The organism is Paraburkholderia steynii, from assembly GCF_900100565.1.
In the GTDB taxonomy this organism is placed as follows: Bacteria; Pseudomonadota; Gammaproteobacteria; order Burkholderiales; family Burkholderiaceae; genus Paraburkholderia; species Paraburkholderia terrae.
Map to the genome: position 1 here is coordinate 77,388 of NZ_FNDI01000026.1, position 16,177 is coordinate 93,564.

The following is a 16,177-nucleotide window of genomic DNA, read 5'->3' on the forward strand; positions in this document are numbered from 1 at the left end:
GTGAAACGCGGCGCAAGGCTCACTGACGCGAGAGCGTCAATGTCGTACGGTGATCAGGGTATCGACACCGTATGCTTGCGCGAGACTGGACAGCCCCGCAGGGAGGTTGACGACGACGAGCGGCGTGCCGCGCGCGCTCGCCGCGCGTTGCCATGCGAGCAGCACGGCCAGCGCCGACGAATCAAATTGCGTGAGCGCCGCGCAGTCGACCGCCGTCGCGCCGCTGCTAATGCGCGCGAGACCCGCCGCAAGCGCGGCCTTCGCGCTCGCGTGGGTCAAAGTGCTGCCGGTTTCGAACATGTTGACGGCCGTGCTTACCGGCGCGCTGACAAAGTTGTTCACGACTGTTTGCCGTTCGCGAGTTGCTGGTTGCGTGCCGTCAGGAACTGGATCAGACCGTCGACACCGCTCTTCTGGATCTGCTCGTTGAACTGCTGCTGGTACGCCTGGATCAGCCATGCGCCGAGCACGTTCAGGTCATACACGCGCCAGCCTTGCGGCGTCTTGTACAGACGGTAGTCGAGTTCGACGGGCGAGCCGTTGTTCATCACGACCGAGCGGACCACCACGTCGGTGTCTTCCGGGCTCGCGCGGAACGGCTTGTACTGGATTTCCTGGTCCTTCACCTGAGCGAGGGCGCCCGAATACGTACGGATCAGCAGCGTCTTGAACTGCTCGACCACGGCATTCTGCTGCTCCGGCGTCGCCGTGCGCCAGTTGCGGCCCATTGCGAGTTGCGTCGTGCGGCGGAAGTCCGTGTACGGAAGAATCTTCTCGTTCACGAGCTTCGTGACAGCATTGATGTTGCCGCTCTGGATCGTCTTGTCGGCGCGCACGGCGTCGATCACCTGCTGCGTGACAGTCTTGACCATCGCGTCGGGATTGCTGCTATCGACGGCTTGCGCGGACGCCGCGCCACTGAACGCAAAGAGAGCTGCAATAAACGGGATAAAGAAGAAGAATTTTTTCATTTCCAGTCCTGCAAAAAATTTAGCTTAGGTTGGAGGCGACGATATCACGCGAGTTCAGCCGTCATCCACGCCCAAACTGCGAGAAACGTATCCGAGTGTTACGACAGACGGATACGCCGCTCGCATTTGTTATGCCTCAGTGCAGCTTCAGCGACGGATAGCCGAAGTGCGCCGGCGGCACGATCTGGCCACCGGGGACGGTCGGCGGCGCATCGGTGCCCGACGCCGGCTGCGGCGCACCCGCTGGCTCGTTCGAAGACGCACCCGAAGCCGCCTCCGGCGCCGAAGCCGGCGTGGTTGCGGGCGCAGTTGCCGCGCCGCCATCCACGTCTTCGTATTTCGGCAGCGGTGCTTCGCTGCCGTAGTCCGGCAGCCCCGTCGACGCATTGCCGCCCGTCAGCAGATAGCGGCGGCGCTGCAGATACGCGTTACGCACGAACGAGTATTTGTCGAGCGCCGCGCCTTCGAGCACGTCGCTTGCGTTCAGCAGGTTCGCGCGCGTGTTGACCACGTTCAGACCGTAGAGCGCCCAGCTCACGCTATCCGGCTGCACGTACGTGAGCGGATTGATGAAGTAGTTGCCCACCATGCCCACGCCGTCGCGCACCGTGCTCGGCCCGAACAGCGGCAGCACCAGATACGGACCAGGCGGCACGCCATAGTGACCGAGCGTCAGGCCGAGGTCGTTGTCGTGCTTCGGCAGCTTCGCAAGCGTGGCGACGTCAAACAGGCCGCCGACACCGAAGATCGTGTTGATCACGATCCGCATGATGTCCGATACGCCATCGGCGATCTTCAGCTGCAGCAGGTTGTTCGCCGCGATGTACACGTCGCCGATGTTCGAGAAGAAGTTCGTGACGCTGTCACGCACCGGTTGCGGCGTGACAAACACGTAGCCCTTCGCGACCGGCTTCAACGCGTACTTGTCGAGCGTGTCGTTGAACGTGAAGACCGTACGGTTGAAGCCCTCGATCGGATCTTCCTTCGTCGGGTTCTGAACGGTTGCGCAACCCGCCAGCGCTGCCACCGCCAGCGTGATCCCCGCGACACGTAAGCGTGTCGTGTTCATTGTTATTCTCCTTATTGGCCCGATGCGCCCGAAGCGGCTGCGGCCGAAGCCGCAGGAGCCGGGTCTGCCGGCGCGGGCGCCGCAGCAGATGCACCGGGTTTGGCAGCGCCCGAATCCGCTGCCTTGCTATACAGGAACTGCCCGATCAGATTCTCCAGGACGATAGCCGATTGGGTCATCGTGATCGTGTCGCCGGCTTTCAGCATTTCGCTGTCGCCACCCGGCTCAAGACCGATGTACTGCTCACCCAACAGGCCCGACGTTAGAATCTTCGCGGACGTGTCTTTCGGAAACTGATACTGCTTGTCGATATCGAGCGTCACGAGCGCCTGATACGAATTGCTGTCGAAGCCGATCGATTCGACGCGGCCCACCGTCACGCCCGCGCTCTTCACGGGCGCGCGCACCTTGAGGCCGCCGATATTGTCGAACTTCAGCTTGACCGGGTACGTTGCCTGAAACGACAGCGAGCTCATGTTGCCCGCCTTCAGCGCGAGGAACAGCAACGCGATGAAGCCGAGCACCACGAACAGACCTACCCAGAAATCGAGAGCAGTTTTTTTCATCGTCATCCCAAAGAGAATCTATGCCGCTGCGGCGCAAGCGCTGCGCGGCGCACCGCGCGAAGGTGGGCTCGCCACCGCCTAGCTGAACATCAGCGCGGTCAGCAGGAAATCGAGACCGAGCACGGCCAGCGACGCGTAGACGACTGTCTTGGTCGTCGCGCGCGACACGCCTTCCGGCGTGGGCTTCGCTTCGTACCCTTGATAGAGCGCGATGAACGTCACCGCGAAGCCGAACACGATGCTCTTGATCACGCCGTTGCCGACGTCGCGATACGCATCGACACCGCCCTGCATCTGCGACCAGAACGCGCCGGCGTCGACGCCGATCATCAGCACGCCCACCACGTAGCCGCCGAGCACGCCCACCGCGCTGAAAATCGCCGCGAGAATCGGCATAGAAATGATGCCCGCCCACATGCGCGGCGCGACGACCACTTTTAAAGGATCAACGGCCATCATTTCCATTGCCGTCAGTTGCTCGCCCGCCTTCATCAGGCCGATTTCGGCCGTGAGCGACGTGCCCGCACGCCCGGCGAACAGCAGCGCCGTCACGACAGGCCCGAGTTCGCGCACCAGCGACAGCGCGACCAGCAGACCGAGCGCCTGTTCGGAACCGTAGCGGTTGAGCGTGTAGTAACCCTGCAAGCCGAGCACGAAGCCGACGAACAGCCCCGACACCGCGATGATCACCAGCGAATAGTTACCGACGAAGTGGATCTGCTTCGTGACAAGACGCGGACGGCGCAGCAGCGGGAAGAATTCGAGCACGAGGCGCACGAACATGCGCGTCGCATAACCCGTCTGTCCAAGCCCGCAGATGACGGAACGGCCGATGAAGCTGATCATGCGCGGCCTCCGCCAATGCCGAAATCCGCCGCGAGCGGCGTGCTGCTCGGATAGTGAAATTTGAACGGACCGTCGGGTGTGCCGTCGATGAACTGGCGCACGGTCGGGTCCGTCGATGCACGCAGCTCGGCGGGCGTGCCTTCGGCGAGGACACCGCCGTTCGCGAGGAAGTAGACGTAATCGGCGATCGCGAACGACTCGGGCACATCGTGCGTGACGAGGATCGAGGTCGCGCCGAGCGCCGTGTTGAGCGCGCGAATCAGGTTGGCCGTGATGCCGAGCGAAATGGGGTCGAGACCGGCGAACGGCTCGTCGTACATCATCAGTTCGGGATCGAGCGCGATGGCGCGGGCGAGCGCCACGCGGCGGGCCATGCCGCCCGAAATCTCCGACGGCGCCAGATCACGTGCGCCGCGCAGCCCGACCGCGTTGAGCTTCATCAACACGAGGTCGCGGATCAGTTCTTCTGGGAGATCGGTGTGCTCGCGCAGGGCGAAGGCGACGTTTTCGAACACCGACATGTCGGTGAAAAGCGCGCCGAACTGGAACAGCATGCCCATCTTGCGACGCAGCTCGTACAGGCCTTCACGCGTCTGCGCGCCGATGTCCTGCCCGTGGAACAGCACCTGGCCGCGCTGCGCGCGCACCAGGCCGCCGATCAGCCGCAGCACGGTCGTTTTGCCGCACCCCGAGCCGCCCATGACCGCCACCACCTGGCCGCGTTTGAAGCGCAGATTCAGGTTCGACAGGACGAGCCGCTCGCCGTAGCCGAAGTCGACGTCGCGCAGTTCAAGGAGGGTCTCGGAAGAGGAAGGCACGTAGCTGACAGTCCTTTTACACGGAAGGCCGAATTATAGGGCCTTCGTGCAAACCCTGCCTTGACGACGCTAACGATTTAACTTTTCTAAACTTTTTGTTGCAAAAACGCCTTTTGTAACGCCACCGCGGCTGACGCGGGATCGGTGGCTTCCGTGATCGCGCGCACGACGGCGGCGCTTTTCACGCCGGTAGCAAGCACTTGCGGAAGCACATCCCCGCTAATCCCGCCGATTGCGACGAGCGGCACGACGCCTTCCAGCAATTTCACGTAGCGCGCGAGCCTTGCCAGACCTTGCGGCGCGGTCGGCATCACTTTCGTCGTGGTCGGAAACACGGCGCCAAGCGCGATGTAGCTCGGACGGAAGTGCAGCGCGGTCAGCATTTCGTAGTAACCGTGGGTCGACAGGCCGAGGCGCACGCCTGCCTTCGACAAAGCGTGCAGATCCGCCGTATGCACGTCTTCCTGGCCGAGGTGGACGCCGTACGCGCCCGCGTCGATGGCCGCCTGCCAGTGATCGTTGATGAAAACGCACGCGTCGTGCTCGCGGCCCGCCGCAACCGAACGCGCGATTTCCCGCTTCAGTTCTTCCGGCTCCGCCGTCTTGCGACGCAGTTGCAACGTCTTCACACCGAAGCCGGCCACGCGCTCGACCCATTCCGCCGTCGGCAGCACCGCGTAAATGCCGAGTGCGTCCGGGCATGCGGCAAAAGCTTGCGCAGGCGCGTCCGGCAAACCGGCGACGCGCGGGAAACGCGAGATGTCACACGGCCACGCATCGTCGGATTTCGTTTCGTCGCCGTCGCGCCACGCGAGCGCGAGCACCAGCGCATCGTGCGGATCGAAACCGCAATCGAGAAACGCGGCGAGCGCGGCAATCCAGTCTTCCGCGAGATGGCCTTCCAGCTGATAACGCACGCCGCCCAGATGCAGCACCGCGCGGCCCGCCGCCGCCTCGATCACGCCCGCGCCCTGTGTCTGCCAGCGCGCGATCTGCTCGACGTGCTGTTCGCTGCTTTGCTTCAGGTCGGTGAAGACGATCAGGTCGCCGCCATTCGCGTCGTCGGGCGCTGTCAGGCAGATGCGCCAGTTAACGTGCGTAGGCGGCCAGTCGCCGAGGCGCGCGCGGATGCGTTCGGCCGCTTCCGTGAGTTCGTCGGCGGGTGGCCAGAACAGGTCGCGGCCCGCGAGTTTCAGAGTCTCCGTCATGCCGCAGCGCTCCCATCCTGATGCCAGAACGGCATGCCGACGACGGGCGTGCTCGCATGGGCAGTTTCACGTTCGGCCATCGGGCCAGCCAGATAAGCCTCGCGGCCCGCTTCCACGCCCATCGCAAAGGCGCGCGCCATCGTCTCCGGATGCGTAGCCTGCGAGACGGCCGTGTTCAGCAGCACGCCGTCGAAGCCCCACTCCATCACCTGGCACGCATGCGACGGCACGCCGAGGCCCGCGTCGACGATCAGCGGCACGTCGGGCAAACGCTCGCGCAGCACGCGCAAGCCATACGGATTCACGACGCCCTTGCCCGTGCCGATGGGCGCGCCCCACGGCATCAGCGCTTCGCAGCCCGCATCGAGCAGACGCCGGCCGATTACGAGATCTTCCGTGCAATAAGGCAGCACCTTGAAGCCGTCCTTCACCAGTTGCGCAGCCGCTTCGATCAGGCCAACCGGGTCAGGCTGCAGCGTGTAGTCGTCGCCGATCAGTTCGAGCTTGATCCAGTCGGTGTCGAAGACTTCGCGCGCCATGTGCGCCGTCGTGACCGCCTCGCTCACCGTCTGGCAGCCGGCCGTGTTCGGTAGCAGCGGCACGCCGTGGCGCTTGAGGAGATCGAAGAAGCCGGCTTCCGCGCCGCCCTCGCTCATCTGCCGGCGCAGCGCGACCGTCACCATGCCCGGCTTCGACGCCGCGATCGAATCCGACAGCGACTGCAGCGACGGATAGCGCGACGTGCCCAGCAGCACGCGGCTCTGGAAGGTTTCGCCGTAAAGCGTGAGCGCGTCGGCGGGTGCGTTCGCGTGTGAGTTCATTGTGTGATTCCTTGTCAGTGGCTTGCGTCGCGTGGCCTGGCCTCAGCCGCCCGCGACGGGATGCACGACGTCGAGCTTGTCGCCCGCCTGCAACGCACGCGCCGCATGCTGCCCACGCGCGACGAAATTGCCGTTCAGCGCGACGGCGAACGGCGGCCGCGCGCCGTACACGCTGAGCGCGTCGGCGACAGTCGCGCCTTCGGGCAGCGACAGCGGCTTCTGGTTGATCTGGATGTCCATGTCTATGAGTTCAAACATTGAGAGTGACAGCGGCCTCGCGGTCCAGCCGGAACAGCTCGCTCCAGCGCGCGTTGCGCTGCCAGTCGGTGAAACCGTCGGAATCGGCGACGCGGCCATCGAGCAGCGCCGACGCGAGGCGCACCGCTTCGCCCGCGACTTCGGGCACGATCATGTAGCCGTGCCGGTACAGCCCGTTCACGCGCAGCGTGCTCGCGCCGTCCCACAACAGCACGGGGCGATGGTCGGGCAAAGTAGGCCGGCATTGCGAGTTCAGTTCCAGAATGCGCGCCTCGCCGAAACCGGGATGCACCGAAAACGCCGCGCTCAGTAATTCGAGCGCCGAGCGCACGCTGACGGGCGACATGTCTTCGCCCTCCACTTCCGTCGCGCCGATCACGTACAGATCGTCCTGCTTCGGCGCGATATAGAGCGGATAGCGCGGATGCAGCAGCCGCACCGGACGCGTCAGATCGATGCCGGGCGCGTGGACGCGCGCGACTTCGCCGCGAATGCCGCGCAGGGTCGGCATCACGGGCTTCGCGCCCAACCCGCGGCAATCGATCGTGACCTTCGCGGGCGGCAACGCGCTGTCGCTGACGGACGTGTTCCAGTGCGTCTCGACGCCGCGTTGTGCCAGCCCTGCGGCCAGCGCCGACAGCACCTGGCGGTTATCGAGCTGGCCTTCGTGCGGCAGCAGCCAGCCTTGCGTGAAGCGGCCGGCGAGCGCGGGCTCGGCCGCGCCGACCTGCGCGCCCGCTAGCGCGACGAGTCCGCCATCGAGCAGTTCGGCGGGCGCGTTGGCGCGCAGCCGACGCTCGAAGAGCGGCGCCTCGGCGCGATCGCTGTGATGCCAGACGATCAGCGAGCCGTTGCGCTGGAAAAACACCGGCTCGGGCAATTGCGCGAGCAAGGTCGGCCACGTTTCCAGCGACGCCGCGCCCAGCCGCGTAATCAGCAGTTCGGCGCTGGCGGCCTCGGCGAGCGGCGCGAGCATCGCGGCGGCGACCCACGCGGCCGCCTGCGAGCCGGCCGCGTCGCCGCGCTCATAAAGTGCAACGCGATGCCCCTCGCCCGCGAGTTGCCACGCGACGAGACGCCCGCACAGCCCGCCGCCGATCACGGCGAAATCCGGTTGAGCAGAAGTCCTCATCGTGTGGCTCCGAAGCAAGCCTCGCGCGTCGCAAACCGAGCGCCCACGGCGAAACGACGGGCGAAACCCGCAGCAATAAAGCGAATAGGTGAAGAATGAGCGGTCATCAAATCCTTTCCGTACGGCAAAGTGCGCACGTACCCAAGGACGAAACCGGCGGGCAAGGCCTGCCGGGCATGGGCGCTCACAAAAAACGGGAACGCCGCCCCGGCGGAAGGAGAACTTCCAGGAAATACTTCCCGAAAACTTCCCGCGCCGGTATTACCCGGATCGGGTGCGAAGGGTCTCTCTCAGCCTCGCTGCAGCGACTGCCAGCGCACGAAGCACCCCTGTTTCGTCCGGACCATTAGACCATAAAAGCTGCGCGCGCCGCAAACCCGGGCAGACCTCAATCGGCCGCGGCTGATTTTGGCGAGGTTCCCTGTTGCTCTGGCACAATGGCACGCGTCAATGCGGACGGAACGCCGCGCCACTGCAAGGCCTTTGTCGGGTTGGCGAGGCCGCGCCGAGGCACGGTGAAACGTCCGCTTAAGTTCAGATTAAGTCGGTGCCGGAACAATCGCAGCCGGGCCACCCACTCGACGGGATGCGACAGCAGCACCATGCCGCTGCGCATGCATCTCGCCGCCGCCCGGCCGACCGTATGAAAGGATGCTTATGATCGACAACTCGAAAAATCCGTCGGACATCACCGCGTGGGGCCTCATCAAGCCCTACTGGGTGTCCGAGGATCGATGGAAAGCGCGGGGCCTGCTCGCGCTCGTCATCGCGATGAATATGACGATGGTCGCGGCCAACGTCTGGTTCAACACCTGGCAGCGCACGTTCTTCGACGCGATCCAGCAATACAACTATCCCGTCTTCAAATATTCGCTGCTGCAGTTCACGGTCATTGCGCTCGCACTGATCCTGCTCGGCTCGTACCGGACGTACTTCCGGCAAATGCTCGAATTCCGCTGGCGGCAGTGGCTCACCAACCGCTATCTGAACGACTGGCTGGGCGACCGCGCGTACTACCGGATCGAACGCGACAATCTCGCCGACAACCCCGACCAGCGGGTTTCCGCCGACCTGCAAGGGTTGGCCAGCGCCTCGCTGAATCTGTCGCTCGGCCTGCTGTCGACCACGGTCACACTGTTCTCGTTCATCGTGATCCTGTGGAATCTGTCGGGCGCGTTCGCGTTCCACATGTTCGGCACGGAGTTTTCGATTCCGGGTTACATGGTGTGGGCGGCGCTGATCTACGCGGCTGCCGGCTCGTGGGTCACGCACAAGGTCAACCATCCGCTGGTGTCCATCAACTACCAGCAGCAGCGTGTGGAAGCCGACTTCCGTTTCTCGCTGATCCGCATCCGCGAGAACGCCGATCAGATCGCGCTGTATCAGGGCGAGCGTTCGGAAGAGCAGCAGCTCAAGGGCGTGTTCTCACACATCCGCGAAAACTGGCGCCTCATCATGCGCTTTACGCGACGCTTCAACATCGTCGTCATCAGTTACTCGCAGCTGGCCATCGTCTTTCCGTACATCGCGGCTGCGCCGAAGTACTTTTCGAAGAGCATCTCGTTCGGCATGTACCAGCAGGTGACGGGCGCGTTCGGCACGGTCAGCGATTCGTTCTCCTGGTTCATCAACAATTACGATTCGCTCGCCGAGTGGCGCGCCACCGTCAACCGTCTGCGGGAATTCAATCGCGTGATGCGTTCGCAGCATCTGCATGAGTCAGTCGTCGAAGGCACCGCGCACGGCGGCATCAACGTTCATGTCACGGATGATGATTCGATCGAAGTGACGAATCTTCGTCTGCAGCGTCCCAACGGCGAGCCGATGGCGAACGTCGGCTCGTTCACCATCGCGCCGAAAACGCGCTGGCTGGTGCGCGGGCCTTCGGGCGCGGGCAAGAGCACGTTGATGCGCACGCTAGCGGGCCTGTGGCCGTTCGGCGAAGGCACGATCGAAAAGCCCACGGATGCCAAGCTGCTGTTCATCCCGCAGCGCAGCTATCTGCCCATCGGCACGCTGAAGGCGGCACTCTGCTATCCGTCGGAGGCTTCCGCCTATTCGGATGAAGCGTGCCGCGAAGTGCTCACCGTGTGCCGCTTGCCGGAACTCGCGGACCGCCTGGGCGAATCGACGCATTGGGAACGCTCGCTGTCGCCGGGCGAGCAGCAGCGTCTTGCCGCAGCACGCGCGTTGCTGCAACAACCCGACTTCCTGTTCCTCGACGAAGCGACGAGCGCGCTCGATCCCGAGAACGAAAGCATCATCTACAACGCGCTGATCGAGCGTCTGCCGAACGCGGCGATCGTCAGCGTCGCGCATCGCAAGACGCTCGAAGCGTTCCACGAGCACACGCTGTTCATCGAGCGCGCGGTCGAGCGCGAGGCCGCGTGAGCGACGCGCCGTTCGAGCGCGTCGTGCTGGTGACGGGCGCGGGCTCCGGCATCGGTGCCGCGCTCGCCCGGCGCATCGCGGCGCCGCGTGTCGCGCTGATGCTGCACGCGCGCGGCGCGGACGACGCATCGCGTGCGCGGCTCGATCAGGTCGCGGCGACCTGCGCGGCGAGCGGCGCGACATGCGCAACGGTGCTTGCCGATCTCGCCGAACGCGGCGCATCCGAACATGCCGTCCATCAGACGCTCGCGCGTTTTGGCGCGCTCGACCAGATCGTCGCCAACGCGGGACACGCGCAGCGTCAAACCATCGGCACGCTCGATTTCGATGCGCTCGCGGAGTCGTTCGCCGCGATGCCCGCTGCGTTCGGCGCGCTCGTCAAACGGGCGGCGTCTGCGCTCGAAACATCGAAACGCGGACGCGTCGTGGCCGTGAGTTCGTTCGTCGCGCATCGCTATCGCGCGGATTCAGCGTTTGCGGGTACCGCCGCCGCGAAGGCCGCGCTGGAGTCGCTGGCAAAAACGGCGGCAGCCGAACTGGCGCCGCACGGCGTCACGGTGAATTGCGTCGCGCCGGGTTATACGCGCAAGGATCGCGGGCCGAGTGCGGAGAATGCGCCCGCGTGGACGCGTGCGGCGGAGGCGACACCGCTCGGGCAGGTCGCCGAACCCGACGACATTGCCGCGCTGATCGCCTTTCTGCTTTCCGACTCTGCACGTCACATCACCGGTCAGGTGATTCACGTCGACGGCGGGCTGACGCTCGGCTGAGCGTCGCGCGAGCCTTACGCGCTCACAGTCAGCGCAACATCCTGAAAGACTCTCGAACAGTTCGAAAGCACTTCCGAAGCGCATGCGCTGTTCCGTGCTTTGCGCGCGGGCATTTCCAGCGACGATTGCATCGTGGGCCAAACGCTCCCCTGGCGCAGCCCGCGACGCAAACTCAACGTCACTGGAAATACCTGCCATGTCATTCGACCGCCGCCTCCCCTCGCTTTCCCGTTTGTCTCTTCGTATCACGCAGTCCGGCCGCGACGCCGCGCTGACGGCCACGGCCGTGCTGCTGTTCGCGACGGCAGCGAATGCCGCGCAGACCGCGCCCGTGAAGCAGGCCGAACCCGCCGACGTCTGCCCCGCGCTGTCGCACATCGTGTCGTCCGCCGACTTCAAGAAGCTGCGCGACGAGCCTGCTGCGACGCTGCCGGGCGTCGATCCGATCGATGATTGCCGTGCCAACGCGCATTCGTACGACTGCCGCTGGCGCGCGCACTGGGAAGCCGACGGCTTCGTCAACGATCCGCTCGAAGAAATCGGTGCGGATATCGCCGCGTGCTTCCCGAACGTCGTGCATGACATCAACACGCCGACGCGCCAGCACTTCATCGTGAAGACGGCCGACCGCCGCGTGAGCGTCACGGCGAGCGTGCAAGGTCAGAACGAACTGCGTCTGCGCATTGCGCGCTGAGTGTTCTTGACACGACCTGACGTCATCTCAATCAGCCTGTTCGCGAGCGCATCGTGATCGCCTCTTCATTCGCGCATGTTTTGCGGTTCTTGCTCGCGGCGTGTTGTTTGATGTCGCTGGGCGGTTGCGCGTGGACGCTGATTACGGCCGCCGATGCGACAGGGTCCGTGATTCAGGCGGGCTATGCGATCGCTTCGAACTATTCGTCGCCGACCTTTATCAACGGACGGCGCGCGAAGATCAGCACTGTTTGCATCGAGGTGAACCAGCTGGTTTCGGTTGGCGACTTCGTGCCTGCGTTGCAGCTTGCGCTCGATAAGCGCGGGATTCGATCTGACGTGTATAACCCGGGGACGTCGCCGGCTGGGTGCGAGGCGCGGCTCGTGTATAACGCTTCGGTCGATTATGGGCGCCGCTCGTTTAGTGACGAACCGATGCAGTATCTTTCCATGATCGATCTCACGCTGATTCAGCATGGGCGGATTCTTGTTACCGCGCGGTATCAGACGGGTGGGCTTGGGGTCGATCGGTATTCGAGTGCTTCGGTGAAGCTGGATGGGTTGATCGATAAGATGGTCGTGAATCAGATCGCTGATTTGCAGGTTGAGACTATTCAGACTTCTGCCATCGGGAAGTAGTGCTCCGCAGGGGCGTTGCCGGGCGGGTGTTGTTTGCCTTTGCGCTTCGCGCGGTGCCGGTCGGTGTGTCTGCCTTTGCGCTGGCATCCGCGATGCGTTAGCTCGCTTCAAGCGTTGCCCCTGTGCGGGGCGGCACCTACTTTTCTTTGCCGCCGCAAAGAAAAGTAGGCAAAAGAAAGCGGCTAACACCGCCAACATTTCTCCCTGCCTGAGGGCCCTCAACTGGTCCCTCGCTTCACACGGCAACCTTCCTGTTCACGTTGGTTGCCAACGCTCTTGCGGTGCGCCTCACCCGCTTCACGCTCCCGCACTACGGCACGCCATGCCGGTTATGCCACCGCCGCCCAGGTGGCAAACTGTGTGTCGGTCCTAGGTGCTCCGCACGCTTCACTTCGAACCGATAGCGCACGCGTCCCACCCTGTAAGAGCGCCAGGCTATACGACGCGACAACCTACACACAGTTTGCCACCTGGGCGGCGCAAACCATTCGCTGCCACTAGCCCGTGCATGGGAATGCGAAGCGGGTGAGGCACTCATTGAACGCGTTGGCAACGCACGCGAGCAAGGACACTGCCGTACGAAGCATAAGACCCGTTGGGGGCCCTCAGGCAAGAACTAGAACTGGCGGTGTGAGCCGCTTTCTTTTGCCTACTTTTCTTTGCGGCGGCAAAGAAAAGTAGGTGCCGCCCCGCACAGGGGCGACGCTTGAAGCACGCTAACAAATCGCGGATGCCAGCGCAAAGGCAGACACACCGACCGGCCCCCGCCAGCACACAAAAAGCAAAACCCGGACACCCGCACAACGGCAAAACCCCACCCAGCGTCGCAGACAAAAAAACCAAAACCTCTTACGCATGAAAGATTTCGAAAGCACCCCCAGCTTCCGCGCGAAGCGCACCCCAACTACTATCGCCAGGATGAACTCATCCATTATGGTCGTCGACGACGACCCCGTCGTCCGAGACATCGTTCGCGACTATCTGCAAGGCCGTGGCTTCACGGTGTCCGTGCTCGAGAATGGCATGGCGCTGCAACAGGCGCTGCAGCACGAACGTCCCGCGCTCGTCGTGCTCGACATCATGATGCCCGAGCTGGACGGTATCAGCGCATTACGCGCGCTACGTCTCGCAGGGGACAACATCCCCGTGATCCTGCTGACCGCGCGCGCGGATGTGATCGATCGCGTGATCGGTCTCGAACTGGGTGCGGACGACTATCTCGGCAAACCATTCGATCCGAGCGAACTCGTCGCGCGCATCCGCAGCGTGCTGCGCCGGCGTGAAAGCGCAGCGCCAAGCGCGCCCGAAAATCGCGCGCCATATCGCTTCGGTCGCTTCGAAGTGAATTTCCCCGCGCGCGAACTGCGCCGCGACGGCGAACGCATTGCCCTGCGGTCCAGCGAATTCGCGATGCTCAAAGTGTTCGTCTCGCACGCGATGACCGTGCTCACGCGCGCGCAACTGCTCGAAAAACTGCACGGCGGCACCGATACGCACCGCAATCGCAGCCTCGATGTGTCGATCTGGCGCTTGCGCCGGCTGATCGAAGTCGATCCGTCCGAGCCGCGCTACGTGCAGACCGTGTGGGGCAAAGGCTATGTGTTCGTGCCGGATGGCGAGATCGGCGCAGCGGAGCGTTACGACGCGCCCGTCGCGAATCTCTGACACGCTGCAACGCCGCGCTTCACGAACGCATCGGCAAGCGCCGACAGGCTGCGCAGCAACGCAGGAAAGAACGCGCGAATGAACGCGACAACCAACGCGCAAGCCGCATCGCCCGCGCCAGGCATCAGAACGTCAACACGCTCATGAACATGCGCTGCAGCCAGCCAAGCGTCGTCGAATCAGCAAGCATGCCTTGCCCCGCCTGCTCGATGCGCGCGTTCGCCACCTTGCTCGACGCGACGTAGTTCCCCGACTCGATATCCTTCGGGTTCACGATGCCCGACAGACGCAGCCGGTCACGGTTGCCGCCCATCGAAATCAGCTTCTCGCCCGACACCACCAGGTTGCCCGTCGGCATCGTGCCGATCACCGTGACGGCGAGCGTGCCCGTCATGCCGCTCGTGTCGGCAATCGATCCCTGCCCCTTGAACGTCGTGCTCGCCGAGCCGATGTTGAACAGGCGCGCCAGACGCGCCGCCGTACCCGTCGATTTGTCGGCGGCTTCGGCCGTGATGTCGCTCGCGCGGCTCGCCTGCGCATTCGTGCTGTTCGAGCCGGTGTACGACTCGGACAGACGGATCGTCAGCACGTCGCCGATATGCTGCGCACGCGGCGTCTCGTAAAGCAGAATCCCCGTGCCCGCCTGAAAGATCGCGCCCTGCGTGTTCACGTTGAGCGGCGCGGTCGACAGCGGCGGCAGCATCGGCGTGTCGACGATCGAATCTTTCGTGGCACCGCAACCGGCGAGCGCGTAGAAGACGGCGGCGCTCGTCAGCACGGCGGCGGCGCGTGGCATGTGCATGGCGTTCATGGTGTGTCGTGCGTCTGCGTGTGATTAAGCAATGAAGCCAATCGAAATCTCCCGTCAACCTGCATCGGGACTGCTCGCCTGCCATTGCCGCACGACCGACTTCATATACGCGTCGGGGTCCTTCAACAGGTAGATGAGCGTCGCGTTGTGCGTCGCGGGCAACAGGCACAACGTGATCGAACTCACGTCGTTTTCCCAGATGTAGACAGGCAGCTGGCCCGCCGTCGGCGAGCTGACCTGTGTCGCCGTGCGCGGCGCGCCGTAGCGGTCCTCGAACGCGTCGCGCAGATCGTCGGCCGTGATCTCGTCGATCACGAACGAAATCTCGTACAGACGGAAGCCACTCTGCCCATCGACGCGCACGAAGCGCAGCACATGCTCGTCAGCAGGCGTGCCATCCACGACGGCACGCGATACTTCCCACCCGTCCGCCGCGCGATGCGCCCATTGGCACGCGATCGTCAGGCTTTGCGAGGTCTTCAACCGCATGCCGAGCGAGCCCGCGACGTTGTCCGTCTCGCAGACAGGCACGCTGCCGAGCGGCGTCGCTCGCACCCGCGAGACGGCCCGAAATTCGTCGAGCGTGATGCCGAGCGGAATGCCGCGAAACGCGAACGGCTTGTCGACGGTGCGCTTTTTCGCGCCGATCGCCGACATGCGCAGCGCGGCCGCCTGTTGCGGCGGCAACATGTTCTGCGCGCTCGCCACGAACGGCATCAGCGCACAGGACACGGCCACGGCGCATGCGGTCAGCACGCGCCCGATCGAAGTGAGTTGCATGGCTCGCCTCGCGTAACTGATGGCAGCAGCTCAGTCGATGGCTGCGGCACAGGCGTCGAACGGCGTCGCAGCCACATGGCCGACGACGGGCAGAATCTTCAGCGTCGCCGAGGTCAGCCGGCACGGCAGCGCCGCGACGGCGCAACCGTCGAGCGGCAGCACCGCCGCGCCCACGGCCGACCACATCGCGAGGCGCCCAGCAGCGCGTCTTACGCGCGTGTAAATGCGTGATTTCGGCACGACGAACTCCGGCACGTCAGGCCGTCGTGTTGACGTGATTGCCGACCATGCCGACGGGCGACGCGGGCGTTTGCGTGGCGCCCGCCTTGTCGCCCGTCGCCGTCGCGGTGGCCGTCGTGGACGTGCCGCGCGCGGACGGCTTTTCGGCAGCGGAGGGTCGGGCGATGCTTTGCAGTTGCGTGGTGAAGTGGTTGTTCTGAACAGTCATGGCAAACCTCGTGAAGTGCGAGAGTCTTCGGGATCGCCGTGCGCCCGTTCGCGAAAGCATCGCTGAGTCCGGCGCACACGGCGGCGTGTGGCGTAGCGAATGATCCCGTCTGCCTCGTTGTCACGATGGCTCAAGCAACGCACGTATTTCTGAGGTACTTACGACCGCTTGCGAATGCACGCGAAATCTTTCCAAACCCGCACAATGCAGCGGTTTTCGCTCAACATCCGGAAGGCGCGCGTGACAGAAATATTGCGGACTGCAACGCGCGCGGCGGACCGCGCTGCCCCG

Annotated in this window: 20 protein-coding genes and 1 riboswitch; of the genes, 5 read left to right on the plus strand and 15 right to left on the minus strand. The window is 64.2% G+C overall.

Annotation, left to right across the window (positions count from 1 at the left end; genetic code table 11):
* Positions 1–36: 36 nt before the first annotated feature.
* The 11 genes from BLT65_RS34785 to BLT65_RS46725 form a co-directional block, all read right to left on the minus strand.
* Positions 37–300, minus strand: coding sequence for an STAS domain-containing protein (locus BLT65_RS34785; RefSeq protein WP_208545854.1), 264 nt, complete (start codon positions 298–300; stop codon positions 37–39).
* A gap of 38 nt (positions 301–338) precedes the next feature.
* On the minus strand, positions 339–971 hold the full coding sequence (locus tag BLT65_RS34790; RefSeq protein ID WP_091786844.1) for an MlaC/ttg2D family ABC transporter substrate-binding protein: 633 nt from the start codon (positions 969–971) through the stop codon (positions 339–341).
* 136 nt (positions 972–1,107) lie between these two features.
* On the minus strand, positions 1,108–2,040 hold the full coding sequence (locus BLT65_RS34795) for an MlaA family lipoprotein (protein ID WP_091786847.1): 933 nt from the start codon (positions 2,038–2,040) through the stop codon (positions 1,108–1,110).
* 11 nt (positions 2,041–2,051) lie between these two features.
* Entirely contained in the window at positions 2,052–2,606 is a 555-nt protein-coding gene (mlaD, locus tag BLT65_RS34800) for an outer membrane lipid asymmetry maintenance protein MlaD (RefSeq protein WP_091786914.1), read from the minus strand.
* A 78-nt stretch (positions 2,607–2,684) separates the two neighbouring features.
* Positions 2,685–3,452: a lipid asymmetry maintenance ABC transporter permease subunit MlaE gene (mlaE, locus tag BLT65_RS34805; RefSeq protein ID WP_042313867.1), complete on the minus strand. Its 768-nt coding sequence runs from the start codon at positions 3,450–3,452 to the stop codon at positions 2,685–2,687.
* Entirely contained in the window at positions 3,449–4,270 is an 822-nt protein-coding gene (locus BLT65_RS34810) for an ABC transporter ATP-binding protein (protein ID WP_042313870.1), read from the minus strand. Before BLT65_RS34810 ends, mlaE begins: the two co-directional genes overlap by 4 nt.
* Positions 4,271–4,356: 86 nt before the next feature.
* Positions 4,357–5,478, minus strand: a complete 1,122-nt coding sequence (gene thiE / locus BLT65_RS34815) for a thiamine phosphate synthase (RefSeq protein ID WP_091786849.1) — start codon at positions 5,476–5,478, stop codon at positions 4,357–4,359.
* A complete protein-coding gene (locus tag BLT65_RS34820) occupies positions 5,475–6,299 on the minus strand; it encodes a thiazole synthase (RefSeq protein ID WP_035988932.1) in 825 nt (274 codons plus the stop codon). Before BLT65_RS34820 ends, thiE begins: the two co-directional genes overlap by 4 nt.
* A gap of 42 nt (positions 6,300–6,341) precedes the next feature.
* On the minus strand, positions 6,342–6,539 hold the full coding sequence (gene thiS / locus BLT65_RS34825) for a sulfur carrier protein ThiS (protein ID WP_091786850.1): 198 nt from the start codon (positions 6,537–6,539) through the stop codon (positions 6,342–6,344).
* Positions 6,540–6,549: 10 nt separating this feature from the next.
* Positions 6,550–7,689 (minus strand): FAD-dependent oxidoreductase, encoded by a 1,140-nt coding sequence (locus tag BLT65_RS34830; protein WP_091786853.1) that lies wholly within the window; start codon positions 7,687–7,689, stop codon positions 6,550–6,552.
* A 230-nt stretch (positions 7,690–7,919) separates the two neighbouring features.
* Positions 7,920–8,030, minus strand: a riboswitch (TPP riboswitch).
* Between the two features lie 47 nt (positions 8,031–8,077).
* Positions 8,078–8,305 (minus strand): hypothetical protein, encoded by a 228-nt coding sequence (locus tag BLT65_RS46725; RefSeq protein ID WP_143036611.1) that lies wholly within the window; start codon positions 8,303–8,305, stop codon positions 8,078–8,080.
* A 41-nt stretch (positions 8,306–8,346) separates the two neighbouring features.
* On the opposite strand from BLT65_RS46725, the gene BLT65_RS34835 reads away from it, so the two are divergent.
* From BLT65_RS34835 to BLT65_RS34855, 5 genes are all read left to right on the plus strand, one after another.
* Complete coding sequence (locus BLT65_RS34835; protein ID WP_091786855.1) at positions 8,347–10,080, plus strand: ABC transporter ATP-binding protein/permease; 1,734 nt, start codon at positions 8,347–8,349, stop codon at positions 10,078–10,080.
* A complete protein-coding gene (locus tag BLT65_RS34840; RefSeq protein ID WP_091786858.1) occupies positions 10,077–10,850 on the plus strand; it encodes an SDR family NAD(P)-dependent oxidoreductase in 774 nt (257 codons plus the stop codon). Before BLT65_RS34835 ends, BLT65_RS34840 begins: the two co-directional genes overlap by 4 nt.
* Positions 10,851–11,046: 196 nt before the next feature.
* Positions 11,047–11,544 carry a hypothetical protein gene (locus tag BLT65_RS34845; RefSeq protein WP_091786860.1) on the plus strand — a complete coding sequence of 166 codons (498 nt, stop codon included), beginning with the start codon at positions 11,047–11,049 and terminating at the stop codon, positions 11,542–11,544.
* 110 nt (positions 11,545–11,654) lie between these two features.
* Positions 11,655–12,182 (plus strand): hypothetical protein, encoded by a 528-nt coding sequence (locus tag BLT65_RS34850; RefSeq protein ID WP_229512145.1) that lies wholly within the window; start codon positions 11,655–11,657, stop codon positions 12,180–12,182.
* Between the two features lie 918 nt (positions 12,183–13,100).
* The gene (locus tag BLT65_RS34855) at positions 13,101–13,847 is read left to right on the plus strand and encodes a response regulator (RefSeq protein WP_009771308.1); all 747 of its coding nucleotides are present in this window, start codon (positions 13,101–13,103) and stop codon (positions 13,845–13,847) included.
* A 124-nt stretch (positions 13,848–13,971) separates the two neighbouring features.
* On the opposite strand, the gene BLT65_RS34860 is transcribed toward BLT65_RS34855, so the two are convergent.
* The 4 genes from BLT65_RS34860 to BLT65_RS34875 are packed head-to-tail and all read right to left on the minus strand — an operon-like array spanning position 13,972 to position 15,886.
* Positions 13,972–14,658 (minus strand): flagellar basal body L-ring protein FlgH, encoded by a 687-nt coding sequence (locus BLT65_RS34860; RefSeq protein ID WP_007739199.1) that lies wholly within the window; start codon positions 14,656–14,658, stop codon positions 13,972–13,974.
* Between the two features lie 54 nt (positions 14,659–14,712).
* A complete protein-coding gene (locus BLT65_RS34865; RefSeq protein ID WP_042314539.1) occupies positions 14,713–15,438 on the minus strand; it encodes a hypothetical protein in 726 nt (241 codons plus the stop codon).
* A 30-nt stretch (positions 15,439–15,468) separates the two neighbouring features.
* On the minus strand, positions 15,469–15,678 hold the full coding sequence (locus tag BLT65_RS34870) for a DUF6726 family protein (RefSeq protein WP_091786916.1): 210 nt from the start codon (positions 15,676–15,678) through the stop codon (positions 15,469–15,471).
* 16 nt (positions 15,679–15,694) lie between these two features.
* Positions 15,695–15,886 (minus strand): hypothetical protein, encoded by a 192-nt coding sequence (locus tag BLT65_RS34875; RefSeq protein WP_091786862.1) that lies wholly within the window; start codon positions 15,884–15,886, stop codon positions 15,695–15,697.
* Positions 15,887–16,177: the final 291 nt, after the last annotated feature.

What these genes read in the sequence shown, in the direction of transcription:
- BLT65_RS34820 (WP_035988932.1), bottom strand. Translation starts at nt 6,299, where the DNA reads ATGAACTCACACGCGAACGCACCCGCCGACGCGCTCACGCTTTACGGC.
- BLT65_RS34845 (WP_091786860.1), top strand. Translation starts at nt 11,047, where the DNA reads ATGTCATTCGACCGCCGCCTCCCCTCGCTTTCCCGTTTGTCTCTTCGT.
- BLT65_RS34795 (WP_091786847.1), bottom strand. Translation starts at nt 2,040, where the DNA reads ATGAACACGACACGCTTACGTGTCGCGGGGATCACGCTGGCGGTGGCA.
- BLT65_RS34830 (WP_091786853.1), bottom strand. Translation starts at nt 7,689, where the DNA reads ATGAGGACTTCTGCTCAACCGGATTTCGCCGTGATCGGCGGCGGGCTG.
- thiS (WP_091786850.1), bottom strand. Translation starts at nt 6,539, where the DNA reads ATGGACATCCAGATCAACCAGAAGCCGCTGTCGCTGCCCGAAGGCGCG.
- thiE (WP_091786849.1), bottom strand. Translation starts at nt 5,478, where the DNA reads ATGACGGAGACTCTGAAACTCGCGGGCCGCGACCTGTTCTGGCCACCC.
- BLT65_RS34875 (WP_091786862.1), bottom strand. Translation starts at nt 15,886, where the DNA reads ATGACTGTTCAGAACAACCACTTCACCACGCAACTGCAAAGCATCGCC.
- mlaE (WP_042313867.1), bottom strand. Translation starts at nt 3,452, where the DNA reads ATGATCAGCTTCATCGGCCGTTCCGTCATCTGCGGGCTTGGACAGACG.
- BLT65_RS46725 (WP_143036611.1), bottom strand. Translation starts at nt 8,305, where the DNA reads ATGCGCAGCGGCATGGTGCTGCTGTCGCATCCCGTCGAGTGGGTGGCC.
- BLT65_RS34835 (WP_091786855.1), top strand. Translation starts at nt 8,347, where the DNA reads ATGATCGACAACTCGAAAAATCCGTCGGACATCACCGCGTGGGGCCTC.
- BLT65_RS34790 (WP_091786844.1), bottom strand. Translation starts at nt 971, where the DNA reads ATGAAAAAATTCTTCTTCTTTATCCCGTTTATTGCAGCTCTCTTTGCG.
- BLT65_RS34850 (WP_229512145.1), top strand. Translation starts at nt 11,655, where the DNA reads ATGTCGCTGGGCGGTTGCGCGTGGACGCTGATTACGGCCGCCGATGCG.
- mlaD (WP_091786914.1), bottom strand. Translation starts at nt 2,606, where the DNA reads ATGAAAAAAACTGCTCTCGATTTCTGGGTAGGTCTGTTCGTGGTGCTC.
- BLT65_RS34860 (WP_007739199.1), bottom strand. Translation starts at nt 14,658, where the DNA reads ATGAACGCCATGCACATGCCACGCGCCGCCGCCGTGCTGACGAGCGCC.
- BLT65_RS34865 (WP_042314539.1), bottom strand. Translation starts at nt 15,438, where the DNA reads ATGCAACTCACTTCGATCGGGCGCGTGCTGACCGCATGCGCCGTGGCC.
- BLT65_RS34785 (WP_208545854.1), bottom strand. Translation starts at nt 300, where the DNA reads ATGTTCGAAACCGGCAGCACTTTGACCCACGCGAGCGCGAAGGCCGCG.
- BLT65_RS34855 (WP_009771308.1), top strand. Translation starts at nt 13,101, where the DNA reads ATGAACTCATCCATTATGGTCGTCGACGACGACCCCGTCGTCCGAGAC.